The organism is Bradyrhizobium sp. Leo170 (assembly GCF_004296405.1).
GTDB lineage: Bacteria > Pseudomonadota > Alphaproteobacteria > Rhizobiales > Xanthobacteraceae > Bradyrhizobium.
Genome location: NZ_PSRR01000255.1, coordinates 1 through 12674 on the forward strand (window position 1 = coordinate 1; position 12674 = coordinate 12674).

14 protein-coding genes and 1 pseudogene are annotated in these 12674 nt (G+C 64.1%); 9 read left to right on the plus strand and 6 right to left on the minus strand.

Annotated elements, in window-relative coordinates:
* The first annotated feature begins 156 nt into the window (after nt 1-156).
* A complete protein-coding gene (msrB, locus tag CWO89_RS31415; RefSeq protein ID WP_130582392.1) occupies nt 157-657 on the plus strand; it encodes a peptide-methionine (R)-S-oxide reductase MsrB in 501 nt (166 codons plus the stop codon).
* Nucleotides 658-741: 84 nt separating this feature from the next.
* On the opposite strand, the gene flbT is transcribed toward msrB, so the two are convergent.
* Nucleotides 742-1173 carry a flagellar biosynthesis repressor FlbT gene (gene flbT / locus CWO89_RS31420; RefSeq protein WP_130582393.1) on the minus strand — a complete coding sequence of 144 codons (432 nt, stop codon included), beginning with the start codon at nt 1171-1173 and terminating at the stop codon, nt 742-744.
* A 363-nt stretch (nt 1174-1536) separates the two neighbouring features.
* Here flbT and CWO89_RS31425 point away from each other — a divergent pair, with 363 nt between their 5' ends.
* From CWO89_RS31425 to CWO89_RS31435, 3 genes are all read left to right on the plus strand, one after another.
* A complete protein-coding gene (locus tag CWO89_RS31425; RefSeq protein ID WP_130582394.1) occupies nt 1537-4002 on the plus strand; it encodes a flagellin N-terminal helical domain-containing protein in 2466 nt (821 codons plus the stop codon).
* 207 nt (nt 4003-4209) lie between these two features.
* Nucleotides 4210-4575: a flagellar biosynthesis regulator FlaF gene (gene flaF / locus CWO89_RS31430; RefSeq protein ID WP_130582395.1), complete on the plus strand. Its 366-nt coding sequence runs from the start codon at nt 4210-4212 to the stop codon at nt 4573-4575.
* Nucleotides 4576-4594: 19 nt separating this feature from the next.
* Nucleotides 4595-4960 (plus strand): hypothetical protein, encoded by a 366-nt coding sequence (locus CWO89_RS31435; protein WP_130582396.1) that lies wholly within the window; start codon nt 4595-4597, stop codon nt 4958-4960.
* A gap of 17 nt (nt 4961-4977) precedes the next feature.
* Here the strand turns inward: CWO89_RS31435 and CWO89_RS31440 are convergent, their stop codons facing one another.
* The 4 genes from CWO89_RS31440 to CWO89_RS31455 form a co-directional block, all read right to left on the minus strand.
* The gene (locus tag CWO89_RS31440) at nt 4978-5343 is read right to left on the minus strand and encodes a flagellar protein FlaG (protein WP_130582397.1); all 366 of its coding nucleotides are present in this window, start codon (nt 5341-5343) and stop codon (nt 4978-4980) included.
* 146 nt (nt 5344-5489) lie between these two features.
* On the minus strand, nt 5490-5987 hold the full coding sequence (locus CWO89_RS31445; protein WP_130582398.1) for a hypothetical protein: 498 nt from the start codon (nt 5985-5987) through the stop codon (nt 5490-5492).
* A gap of 15 nt (nt 5988-6002) precedes the next feature.
* A complete protein-coding gene (gene flgJ, locus CWO89_RS31450) occupies nt 6003-6359 on the minus strand; it encodes a flagellar assembly peptidoglycan hydrolase FlgJ (protein WP_130582399.1) in 357 nt (118 codons plus the stop codon).
* Nucleotides 6359-7483, minus strand: coding sequence for a flagellar basal body P-ring protein FlgI (locus tag CWO89_RS31455; protein ID WP_130582400.1), 1125 nt, complete (start codon nt 7481-7483; stop codon nt 6359-6361). The genes flgJ and CWO89_RS31455 overlap by 1 nt, the downstream gene beginning before the upstream one ends.
* Before the next feature lie 269 nt (nt 7484-7752).
* Here CWO89_RS31455 and CWO89_RS31460 point away from each other — a divergent pair, with 269 nt between their 5' ends.
* From CWO89_RS31460 to CWO89_RS31470, 3 genes are all read left to right on the plus strand, one after another.
* Nucleotides 7753-8166: a flagellar assembly protein FliX gene (locus tag CWO89_RS31460; RefSeq protein WP_130582401.1), complete on the plus strand. Its 414-nt coding sequence runs from the start codon at nt 7753-7755 to the stop codon at nt 8164-8166.
* Nucleotides 8167-8493: 327 nt separating this feature from the next.
* Entirely contained in the window at nt 8494-8859 is a 366-nt protein-coding gene (gene dksA, locus CWO89_RS31465) for an RNA polymerase-binding protein DksA (protein ID WP_196237262.1), read from the plus strand.
* Nucleotides 8860-9075: 216 nt separating this feature from the next.
* Nucleotides 9076-9885: a phytanoyl-CoA dioxygenase family protein gene (locus CWO89_RS31470; RefSeq protein ID WP_130582402.1), complete on the plus strand. Its 810-nt coding sequence runs from the start codon at nt 9076-9078 to the stop codon at nt 9883-9885.
* Nucleotides 9886-9906: 21 nt separating this feature from the next.
* Here CWO89_RS31470 and CWO89_RS31475 read toward each other — a convergent pair whose 3' ends face one another.
* A complete protein-coding gene (locus CWO89_RS31475) occupies nt 9907-10335 on the minus strand; it encodes a winged helix-turn-helix transcriptional regulator (RefSeq protein ID WP_207234611.1) in 429 nt (142 codons plus the stop codon).
* 101 nt (nt 10336-10436) lie between these two features.
* Here CWO89_RS31475 and CWO89_RS31480 point away from each other — a divergent pair, with 101 nt between their 5' ends.
* Both CWO89_RS31480 and CWO89_RS31485 read left to right on the plus strand, forming a co-directional pair.
* Complete coding sequence (locus CWO89_RS31480) at nt 10437-11465, plus strand: SDR family oxidoreductase (protein ID WP_130582403.1); 1029 nt, start codon at nt 10437-10439, stop codon at nt 11463-11465.
* Nucleotides 11466-11543: 78 nt separating this feature from the next.
* Nucleotides 11544-12328: pseudogene (locus CWO89_RS31485) on the plus strand (2-keto-4-pentenoate hydratase).
* Nucleotides 12329-12674: the final 346 nt, after the last annotated feature.

Genomic DNA, 12674 nt, shown 5'->3' on the forward strand with positions numbered 1-12674 from the left:
GCCAGCGGGCCACGCACCCGCAGCCGCCCGCGCCGCAGGAGCCGTATGGCTCAAGCTCGCAGAAAAGTGAGGAGGTCAGGGACTGACCGGTGTAACGTCGCAACCGGGTGCGCCGTATCTGACAGCGAACAATCGTCCGCCTCCACGGAGACCATCATGATTGACCGCCGTTTCCTGCTCGCGTCCGTCGCCGGCCTGTTCAGCCTCGCCGCTTTCCGCTGGCTGCGCGGTTCGCCGGCGAAGGCCGCCGAGAAATTCGAGATCGAGAAAACCGACGCCGAGTGGCGCGCGCAGCTCACGCCGCAGCAATATGAGATCCTGCGCAAGCAGGGCACGGAGCGGCCCTGGTCCAGCCCGCTGCTGAAGGAGCATCGCAAGGGCACGTTCGCCTGCGCGGGTTGCGACCTGCCGCTGTTCTCCTCCGACACCAAGTTCGAAAGCGGTACCGGCTGGCCAAGTTTCTATCAACCGCTCGAAAACGCCGTCGGCACCACCGAGGACCGCACCTTTGGCATGGCACGCACGGAGGTGCATTGCCGGCGCTGCGGCGGCCATCTCGGCCACGTCTTCGACGACGGTCCGAAGCCGACGGGCCTGCGCTACTGCATGGACGGTTTTGCGCTGGTCTTCCACCCGGCGACCGCGTCAGCCACCTGAATCTATCTTCATCACGCGAGATGTAACGAGCACAAAAAAAGGCCTCCCTCTCGGAGGCCTTTTTTCCTTGATCGCGCGATCGCCTTACGCCGACTTGCGCTCGTCCTCCTGCGCGGGGGCATTGAGCTTCCTTGCGCTTTCCAGCAGCGCCTCCTCGTGGGCGATCAGCTTCTTCGATTCCTTCAGCGCGTGATAGAGGTCGCCGTTGAGGATATGGTTGTTGATGCCCTCGATAAACGGCCAGCCGCTGGGCATGGCCGTGATGATGTCGCGCACCAGGCTGAAATAGGTCGGATGGTGCGCCATCGGATCGGGCGAGAGATACATGAGCTGCACCGCGAGATAGATCAGCTTGGCCGGCGTGTCGGCCGTCTCCGGCGTCAGAATGTCCTTCTCGCGCAGGATCGGAATCTTGTCGCCGTCGATCAGGAGGCGGGCCCGCTGATCGGTGTTGGTGACCACGCAGGAGCCGATGATAATCCGCTCGTTTGGCTTCAGCTCGACCTTCAATGCCATTCCCGTTCTCCTCTGCCGCCATCCGCGCGATGCGTCGTTGCGACGAAATCGAATCATGTCTGGCTCGCATCCGCCGTTAAGACCGATGGCGGCCGATCGCGCCGCAATCCTTTCCGATCATGGTTAACGGTTGGTAAACGCCGTTCCTGCTGTGCTTGCCCTTCTGTCCGAAGGCGCAGCCAGTTCAGTAGTATTCCGGAGCATCTGTGTCGCCGCGTAGCATTTTCACGCTGTTTGCGGGCCAGAAATGCGACCGAGAAGATTCATTTTTTCTTAGGAGACTTGGTTCCAAGGTGAGCCGTCGTCCGATCAAAAACGATTGGAAGCGACTTGTTCCTGTTTCACACCAGAAAGGTATGAAAAATGTCCGGCATTGTTCTTTCGTCTTCGGTTCGCCAGAACCTCCTCTCGCTGCAGTCGACTGCCGACCTGCTCGCCACCACCCAAAGCCGTCTTTCCACCGGAAAGAAGGTCAACTCGGCCCTCGATAACCCCACCAACTTCTTCACCGCCGCCGCGCTCGACAATCGCGCCAGCGACATCAACAACCTGCTTGATGGCATCGGCAACGGCGTGCAGGTGCTGCAGGCGGCCAACACCGGCATCACCTCGCTGCAGAAGCTGGTCGACGGCGCCAAGTCGGTCGCGACCCAGGCCTTGCAGTCGACTGTCGGCTATTCCGCCAAGTCCAGCGTGAGCGTTCAGATCAACGGCGCCACCGCCTCGAATCTGCTCGGCACCGGCGCCGCGATCGATACCACGGTCCAGGGCACGCTCGCGGTCAACAACAATCTGACCAGCTACAGCGCCAATTCGGCCGACGGCACGCGCGTCAATGCCACGCACCAGACCGCATACACCAACAGCCTGGCCACCTTGGGTACCCAGATCAATGCCGCGTCGGACGCAACCTCGGTTCTGAGCACTGCGGCTGGTGGCGCCCTGACCGCCGGTGCTGCCTTCTCGGTCAACGGCAAGACCATCACCTTCCAGGCCACGGGCGCCGCGGCGGTCGATGGCAGCGGCAACTACACGATCGGTGTCGACCAGACACTGGGCGACCTGCTGGGCGCGATCGACGCGATCACCGGCAATACCGGCACCGGCGGTGCTGTTGCATCCAGCATTAGTGGCGGCGCGATCCAGCTCAGCACTGGTCTCGCCCACGACATCGACATCGAGGACGGTACCGGTGGCGCCGCTGGCACTCTGGCCAAGCTCGGCCTTTCGGCCACGGCCCAGGATGTGACCCGCACCAGCACCACCAACACCACGACCCCGATCACGGCGGCGACCAAGCTTTCCGGTCCCCAGGTTGCCGGTGGTGCGGACGCCTTGGTCGGAGCGGGCGCGGCCTTCACGAACTCCGATGTCCTCGTGATCAACGGCAAGACGATCGCGTTCAACAACGGCGGCGGCACCTCCGGTTCGGTGGCCAACAACGATCTTTCGATCGACGTCTCTACCGGCACTATTGGCGATATCCTCACCGCCATTAACGGCGCCTCTGGAGCCACCGCCAGCATCGGAACCGGTGCCGATGTCGGCAAGATCCATATTCTGACGAGCGCAACGCAGGACGTGGACTTCTCGGGCTCCAATGCTGCCACCCTGGCCAAGCTTGGGCTTAGCGGCCTCACCGACAACAAGGTGAGCCGCACGCCCACGGCCGGCGCCGTGCAGATCACCGGTGCTACCAAGCTGTCGGGCACTGCCGCCGCTCTCAGCGACGCGATCACCACCGGCTTCCAGACCGGTGATACGATCACGGTCAACGGCAAGACCATCACCTTCGTGGACAATGGCGCGGCCGACAACAACCACATCAACAAGGACGACAGCATCGATACGCTGCTGCACAAGATCGACGCCCTGACCGGTGCGGCCCCGAACTCTTCATCGGTGTCCGGCGGCCAGATTACGCTGCATACCGGCACCACCAGCGATCTGACGATCACCAGCTCGAACACGGCCGCGATGGCCGCCCTCGGCTTTGCTGGCCCGATCAGCAAGACCCGTGACCACGGCCCGTCGCCGCTCGACGGCCAGACGTTGTCGATTGGCTCTACGGGCGGCGGCACCGCGACCAGCATCACCTTCGGTGGTACCGGTCCGGGTCACGTCACCTCGTTGAACGATCTCAATGCAGAGCTGAAGTCGAACAACCTCCAGGCCACGCTGGCGCAGGACGGCACGCTGACGATCACCACCGCGAACGACGCGGCTTCGGCTACGATCGGCTTGATCAGCGGCACCGCGGCGGTGTCGGGCCAGTTGTTCTTTAACAAGACCCCGAGCGATCCGGTGGTCGATGCGTCGGCGAGCGCCGCCCGCGACGCGCTCGTCACCCAGTACAACAACATCTTGAACCAGATCACGACCACGGCGCAGGATGCTTCCTTCAACGGCGTCAACCTGCTCACCGGCGACACGCTGCGGCTGACCTTCAACGAAACCGGCAAGTCGACGCTGGCGATCTCCGGCGTCAACTTCAACTCCGCGGGCCTTGGCCTTGCGGCGCTGTCGTCCGGCGACTTCAAGGACAACGACTCCGTGCAGAAGGTGGTGAGCGGCCTGACCAACGCCAGCAGCACGCTGCGCGCCCAGGCGTCGTCCTTCGGTTCGAACCTGTCGATCGTGCAGATCCGCCAGGACTTCTCGAAGAACCTGATCAACGTGCTGCAGACCGGCTCGTCCAACCTGACGCTGGCCGACACCAACGAGGAAGCGGCCAACAGCCAGGCGCTGTCGACCCGCCAGTCGATCGCGGTCTCCGCGCTCGCGCTCGCCAACCAGAGCCAGCAGAGCGTGCTGCAGTTGCTCCGCTAAGCGTAGCTTCACCAAATCAAGAACGGCGCGAGACGGCGGGGGGAACCCCGCCGTCTTCGTTTTAGTTAAGGCGTGGCGTGGCGGCTTCTGCCGGAAAACGGACACATTTGGTAACCGTTGCTAACCATATTTAAAGGCACGGTCTGTATGAAAGTTGGGCACTTTTTGAGACCCCGCGGTCCAAACCGCTCCCACCGAGGTTCGTGAATGTCAAATGCAGCTCAGGCCTACGCACGCACGTCAACCACGACGGCGTCCCCCCGTGAAATCGAAGCGCAGGCGCTGCTAAAAGCTGCACGACAGCTTCAGGAAGTCCAGACGAACTGGAGTGGGCCGGACAAGGCGATGCAGAACGCGCTGCTGTTCAATCGCCGCCTGTGGTCGATCTTCATGAGCGCCGCGCAGGCCAATGACAATCCGCAGCCGCTCGAAGTCCGCCAGAACATCACCAATATCGGCGTGTTCGTGATGAAGCAGACCGTCGAGATGCAGATCAATCCGGATCCGGCGAAGCTGAAGTCGCTGATCGACATCAACTGCAACCTCGCCGCCGGCCTCGCCGGCCGCGGCTAGGCAAAGTGGAGCGGCTCGAATGGCCGACATGATGGGCATCCTGGCGGCCAACTACAAGGCCGTCGGGCTGAACGTTCCCTCCAAGACGCCCTATGTGGCTGTTGATCCTGAGCTCTACGAGGGCAGTTGGACCGGCAAATACGCCAACAACAAGTCGTTCAAGATCCAGGTCACGAACGTCACGGGCTTCCGCGCCAAGGTGCACTACCAGAGCGAGGGCACCAGCAAATACCAGGACGTCCTGATCAAGGATCAGTCGTTCCGGGTCGGCGATACCAAGTTTACGCTGACTTCGGTCGGCACGGCGCTGATCAAGAATGTCGTCAACGATCCTGCGACCGGGGGAACGTATCTCGACCAGGCCTACGCGAAGCGCCAGGGCTGAGCGCCGTACCTGAAGCGTCAGGCCCTGCGGTCGGTGGCGCCGAGACGTGTCGGCGTTTCCTTGGTCAGGTCGAGCGTGCGGAAATAGGCGCGCCGGCGCAGCACGGCCTCTTCAGGAAACTGCCTCACGACCTGGCTCGTGCGGTTGTCGACGACTTGAAAGACGACGGACGCGGCGTCGCGATCGATAATGACTTGGTTGGAAACGGAAGCGTTGACGACGTTGGAATTGATGCTGGCGCGCGCGCCTGCATCCGCCGCGGTGACGCTCCGGCTCGGCGGCAGCTCGGTTGAGACGGCATTCCGCGCCGCCTCGCTGACGGGAGCGGTGATCGGTGCCGCAACCGGTACCCCGACCGGCTTGATGCTGAAATCTGTACTCATCACGCCTCCTAGTGCGTGCGCACTAGCTAATGCTTCGAGTCAAATCCCAACCCTCCATGAACCGCAACTATAGGCCACACCTCTCAACAGGTTGTTAGGGAATGCGCTGAATGCCGCGCTTACGCTCGCGCGACAATTTTAACGAATTAGAGCGACCGGCTGACCGCGAGCGGCGTGATGTGGCGCGGTCCAGGCGCAGCGCGCCGGCCGGCCGCGGTGTAGGTATTCGGCACGTTGCGGCGCTGGATCTCGCTATTGACGCCGCGCACGATGCCCTCCGACACCGCATGCGCGGTGGCGAGAACGGTGAGGTTGACCTGCAGCATCGCGCGGAAGGTGTCGTGATGGCGGCGCAGCGTGTTCAGGAGATCGGGCGCCGCCTGTGACAGCTGCTTTTGCGCAGCCTTCACGTTCTCGACCGCGACCATGTAGCGACGCGACAATTCCGATTTCTGCGCTTCCAGTTGCATCGCTTCGCGTACCTTGCCGGCGCGTACCAGCTCTGTCTCGCGCTCGGTGATGCCGAGCAGGGCGCTCATCACGTCCATCAGGTCTTCCGCGAGCTTGCGAATTTCGGCAGGTGTCGAGCTTGCAGACTTCACGGCTTGCGCCGGCGCCGGCCGCGATTGAAGACGCTGGTTCATCTTGTCCTGATCTCCTCAAGCTTGGCTGGCGCCGCCTGCCTGCTGCAGGATCAGTGTGCGGAACACTTCGTTGGAAATGCCGACGCCGCCGGATTTCGCGAACGATTTCGAATATTCTTCCGTCAGCATCGAACGCCACACGCCGGTGCCGGGCGTATCGCCAAACGGGCCTTCGCCCTTGATGCCGCTGGTCATCTGCGAAAACATCGAATTGAGGAACAGCGCCTCGAAATCCTGCGCCTTCGCGCGGGCCTTCGCCTGCATTTCCGGCGAGACCTTCGTCAGCGCGTCCGCGAGTTGCGGATCGTTGCGGCCGTTGCCGCGCGGCGCCCGATAGGGACTGGTGATGGCGTCGACGAATCCGCTCTGCATCACATCACCTCGATGTCGGCCTGGATCGCACCGGCGGCCTTGATCGCCTGCAGGATGCTGATCAGGTCGCGCGGGCCGATCCCGAGCCCGTTCAGTCCGTCGACGAGTTGCTGCAGCGAGACGCCGTCTTTCACCACGGCGAATTTCTTGCCGTCTTCGGTAACCTGCACATTCGAGCGCGGCGTCACCACCGTTCGTCCCCGCGACAGCGGGTTGGGCTGGCTCACTTGCGGGCTCTCGGAGATCGACACCGTGAGATTGCCTTGCGCGACCGCCACGGTGGCGACGCGAACGTCGCGGCCCATCACGATGATGCCGGAGCGCTCGTCGATCACGATCTTGGCGGCAAGATCCGGGTCGACCTGCAGTTGCTCGATCTCGGTCAGGAAGGCGACGACGTTGCCCTTGAACTCCGGCGGGATGTTGAGCTGCACGGTCGAGGGATCGATCGGCTCGGCGGTCTTGACCCCGAGGAAATCGTTCACCGCCGCCGCAATGCGCTTTGCGGTGGTGAAGTCGGCGTTGCGCAGCGCGAGCCGGACGTTAGGCAGGCGGTTGAGCGTGAACTCGATCTCGCGCTCGATGATCGCGCCGTTGGCAATGCGGCCGACGGTCGGCACGCCGCGCACGATCTTGGCGGCTTCGCCTTCGGCCTGGAACCCGGAGATCGCGAGCGTGCCCTGCGCGACCGCGTAGACATTGCCGTCGGCGCCGAGCAGGGGGGTGACGAGCAGGGTGCCGCCACGCAAATCCTTGGCGTCGCCGAGCGCGGACACCGTGACATCCATCCGCGTGCCCTGCGTGCCGAAGGCCGGCAGATTGCCGGTGACCATCACGGCGGCGACGTTGCCGGTGCGGATGGTGGCGCCGCGGATGTTGACGCCCATCCGTTCCAGCATCGCCTGCAGCGATTGCTTGGTGAAGGGGATGTTGTTGAGCGTATCGCCGGTGCCGTTGAGGCCGACCACGAGGCCATAGCCGATCAACTGGTTCTGCCGCACGCCTTCGATATTGGCGAGGTCCTTGATCCGCGACGTCGCGCCGGCCGGCAAAGCGGTCAGCGCGAGCACGAGCCACGCGGCGCAGGCGGCTGCGAAAAAATGTGCCGAACGGATGCCGGGCATCCCTGTGCTCCCCTCGAGGTCTTCCATCGGACCGGCACGCCACTCCCATAGCGGGCGATCCGCTCCTTCACTATGCGAGCCCTGTGCCATAGCGGGGTGATGCATCAAATAACTGATATCTTTAGTGAAATTTCGTGATCGCTGTTCGCGCTCCGTTTGCCGGCGGAGTCGAAACTGCCGGCCGGCGGCAGATTTTGCCGGGTCGTTTACGGACCATTAACCATAAGGGGGCGAAGGTTCCGCCCAGCACGCCCGCGGGATCATCGACGATGCGCATCTCAGGACCGAACGGCACCACGCTTGGAACGCCCGCGAGCAGCACGCGGCGGAACAACTCGAGCAGCTTCGCGCTGCCGGAACCCTCGACGGAAGCGGGCGAGGTCCGTTCCGGCGCCGCGCCGAAAGCCGCCGCGAATATCGATGCGCTGCTTGCGCTGCAAGGTGTCGAGGACCCCACGGAACGCCGCAAGCGCTCGGTCGCGCGGGGCCGCGGCGCGCTCGATGTGCTCGACGAGCTCAAGATCGGCCTGTTGGCCGGCAATCTGGAAGCGACAACCGTCGCGCGGCTGCGCGATGCCGCCGCCAGCCTGAAATCTTCCTCGGGCGATCCCGGCCTCGATGCGGTCCTGTCCGAAATCGAGCTTCGCGTCGAAGTCGAGCTCGCCAAGGCCGGGCAGGCCTAAGGTCGTTTGCCTCGGCCGCGATTCGCCCGGTCTGGTCAGCGCGGATTTAATTCCCGTCGGCCGGGCAAAAAGGACTGATCCGGACCCTTCATGCTCGGGGCTGTTGGCGCCGGATGAGCCCACTGACCGGTCCTGGCGGAACGGGGCCAACTTGCCTGTGTAAGGGGGCGGAAATGGCGGTTCGAAGCGGTTGCGCCGATATTGTCTGTCACATGAGGTAGCTATATAAGGCGCCGCGCGGATGACCCATTTTCGTCCGCCTGACAGGGACATGGACTGCCTTTGGAAAAGCTGAAGAACTACCGGCCTTCTGAAAAAGAGCCTTTCATGAACGAGCGTCAGCGCGACTATTTCCGCGCCAAGCTGCTGGCCTGGAAGGATGAGATCCTCCGCGAATCGAAGCTCACGCTGCAGACCTTGCAGGAAGAGAACGTCAACCACCCCGACCTTGCCGACCGTGCTTCCTCCGAGACCGACCGTGCGATCGAGCTGCGCGCCCGCGACCGCCAGCGCAAGCTGATCTCCAAGATCGATGCCGCACTGCAGCGCATCGAGGACAACACCTACGGCTATTGCGAGGAGACCGGCGAGCCGATCTCCCTCAAGCGGCTCGAGGCGCGTCCGATCGCAACGCTCTCGGTCGAGGCCCAGGAACGCCACGAGAAGCGCGAAAAAGTTTATCGCGACGAATAGGGGTAGGCTCGCGGCGGTGCCATTGAAACCGCCATCCGGCGGAGGTAGTTTCGCGCCGCCATGATGAAATCCATTCTCAACTTCGCTTCGGTCTTCTTGCTGGGTCGCTGATCCCAGCCGCCGCTGCCTGCGGCACTCCATTGGACCGATTGAGCCGGACCGCCGCTGCATGACGCAGCGCAATAACGTCTGGCGCCAGCTTGAGAGATCATCATCATGACCGACCACGAACGCGCGCGTTCGCTCAGCGACGCGCAAATTGCCCAATTCATCGAACACGGCTTTGTCAGGATCGACGACGCTTTTCCGCGCGAGCTCGCGGAGGAGGCGTGCGCCATCCTGTGGCGCGACTTGCCATGCCGCGAGCACGCGCCCGCAACATGGACACGTCCGGTGGTGCGACTGGGCTTCTATGGCCAGCCACCGTTCCGGCAGGCGATCAACACGCCCGTCCTGCATGCGGTGCTCGACCAGATCGTCGGCAGAGGCCGCTGGTGGCCGCGACAGGATATTGGCACCTTTCCGGTACGCTTTCCGCATCCGGACGATCCCGGCGACGCCGGCTGGCACGTCGACCTCAGCTTCCCCGGCGAGGATTGCGATCCGAATGAGCGGCAGGATTTCTCGGCCTGGCGCGTCAATGTCACCTCGCGCGGGCGCGCATTGCTGATGCTGTTCCTGTTCTCCGACGTCGGCGAACAGGACGCGCCGACGCGCATCAGGGTCGGCTCGCACCAGCCGATGGCGCGCTATCTCGCACCAGCGGGCGAGGCCGGCCGTGCCCGCATGGCGCTGGACGAGATGGGCGCCGATTGCCCGATTGCGCTCGCGACCGGCGCGGCCGGCACGGTCTATCTCTGCCATCCCTTCCTGGTTCACGCCGCCCAACGGCACCAGGGCAGGGGGCCTCGCTTCATGGCACAGCCCGCGCTGCCATTGAGGGAGCCCTATCGGCTCGAGCGTCCCGACGGCGCCTATTCGCCGGTCGAGATCGCGATCCGGCGGGCGCTGGGAATGACGGGATAACGTAAAGCTGCGAAGCGACATTCAGGCGAGTTCGGCGCCGAGTGTCGCTTCGCGCGCGGTCGCATCGCCGCGTGCGCCATAGGTCTTCGACCAGGCGAGCAGTTCGCGGAACGCCGGCAGCAGGCCGTAAGCGGCGTCGGTCAATTCGTACTCCACCCGCAGCGGCTTTTCGGCAAGCACGGTACGAAGGACCAGGCCGTCGCGCTCGAGCTCGCGCAACTGCGCGGTCAGCATGTGCTGGGTGATGCCTCGAAGCGAGCGGCGCAGGGCGCCGAAGCGGATTGCGCCGTTCATCAGCGCAAAAAGGATTTCGAGTTTCCATTTGCCGCCGAGTGCGTGAATGGCGTGCTTGAAATCGCCGAGCAGTGCCGGGTCGGGTGCGCAATCTGCGCATTCGGCGGAATCGCAGGGCGACATGGTATTGTTTTCCATACCGGTCTCGAATTTCATCCTACTTGTCCTCTCGCAGATAGTGGCCCAGATGCGGTTGTTGCAGGCCGGCGAAGCGAATTTCCGCGCCGAGGCCGAAGATTTGGGAAAGGCTTTGTCGGATGAGCACCGTTTTGGTTACGGGCGGATCGGGCTTCATCGGGGTGCACACCATCCTGCAGTTGCTGGTCGAGGGCCATCAGGTGCGCACCACGGTGCGCCGGCCGGAGCGCAGCAAGGATGTGCTCGCGATGCTGCACCAGGGCAATGCGCCATCGCCCGAGAGCGTATCGTTCTTCACTGCCGATCTCACGCAGGATGCCGGCTGGCGCGAGGCGGTGGGGGGTTGCGATTACGTGCTGCATGTCGCGTCTCCGCTCAGCAGCAGCGTGCCCAGGGACGAGAACGAGATGATCATTCCCGCGCGCGACGGGACTCTGCGGGTGCTGCGCGCCGCGCGCGATGCCGGCGTCAAGCGTGTCGTCGTCACGTCGTCGATGGGGGCGATCGGCTACGGCCACCCGCCGCAGGCGCAGCCGTTCGACGAGACGAGCTGGACCGACCTCGATGGCGATGACGTGTTCGCCTACGTCAAGTCGAAGACGCTCGCCGAGCGCGCGGCCTGGGATTTCATTGCGAAGGAGGGCGGCGGACTGGAGCTTTCCGTCATCAATCCCGTCGGCGTGTTCGGGCCGGTCCTGGGGCCGGATTTCTCCGGCTCGATCGACATCATCAAGATGCTGCTCAACGGCGCGATGCCGGCGGTGCCGCGGATCTATTTCGCCGTGGTCGACGTGCGTGACGTGGCGGACCTGCATCTGCGCGCGATGACCTCGCCGGCGGCGCGCGGCGAACGCTTCATCGCGGTTGCCGGAGATCCGATGTCGATGCTCGATATCGCAAATCTCCTGCGGCGCGAGCTCGGTTCCGCCGCCCGGCGGGTGCCGCGCTTCCAGGCGCCGGACTGGGTGGTGCGGCTGGCCGCAACGGGCGTTCCCGTGCTGCGCTATGCCGTGCCGATGCTCGGCAAGGTCCGCCGCTCCACCAGCGCGAAGGCCCGCGAAAAGCTCGATTGGACGCCGCGCCGCGATGACGAGACGATCCTTGCGACCGCCGAAAGCCTGATCAGGCTCGGCCTTGTCAAGGCGTGAGCGCGTATGTGACGCGCTTGTCAAGCGCGCGCCGTGGTGCTGAATTGCCATCTCGACAACGCAATCCGGGAGGTGGCCATGGACAGGACCGCAGCGGCCGCAAAGGCCATCGCCACCGCTCGCCGTAACCGCGCGCCGCTGGCGGCGCTGCCGGCGGATCTGGTGCCGGCCGATGAGGAGGAGGGCTATCAGGTCCAGCGCGCGGTGCATGACCTCTTGCTGCCGAAGGTCGGCGCGCTCGTCGGCTACAAGATCGGCTGCACCAGTGCGGTGATGCAGGACTATCTCGGCATCGCCCATCCTTGCGGCGGCGGCGTGTTCGAGAAGGGCGTGTATGAGAGCGGTGCCGAGCTCAAGATGGCCGACTATGTCCGCGTCGGCGTCGAATGCGAGATCGCGGTGAAGCTGGCGCGCGATCTGGCGCCGGGCGAGGCGCCGTTCACCGCCGAATGGGTCGCGGAGGCGGTTGCGGAGTATCATCCCGCGATCGAGATCGTCGACGACCGCTATGCGAAATGGGAGGCGATGGGCGCGCGACGCTGATCGCGGACGACTTTTTCGCCGCCGGTTGCGTGCTGGGCACGGCAGTGCCACGCATCACCGCACCCGATCTGCACGACGTCAAGGGCCGCGCGCTCATCAATGGCGAGGAGGTGGCGAGCGGCACCGGCGCCGACGTGCTCGGTCATCCCCATAACGCACTCGCCTGGCTCGCCAACCATCTCGCCGCCGAAGGCAAGGGCCTGCACGCCGGACAGGTGGTGCTGACGGGCAGCCTGGTGAGGACGATATGGCTCAATGCCGGCGACAGCGTCGTGATGGAGCTCGCGGGTCTGGGCAAGGTGAAGGCCACGTTCGCGTGATGCGGTAGATAGGTTCGCGCGTCTCGCACTGCTGTCGTCCCTGCGAAAGCAAGGACCCATGACCACAGGGAGTTGTTGTGGCGCGAGCAAGCGGTTGCGGCGGAGCCGGAGCCGTAGGGTGGGCAAAGGCGCACTTGCGCCGTGCCCACCATCTAGCGCCGTGCTCGCGATGGTGGGCACGCTTCGCTTTGCCCACCCTACAGCATCGCCGCGAGTCATGATTCAATTTTCAAACAGCACAGGGCATGTGAGTCCGCATTCTCGCGGCGTATCACGCCCGAGCTTTGCTTCACTTTCCACCCTCTCATTGAGCAGAGGGCGCAGGGAAAGCCGGGTGCCGGTTGCA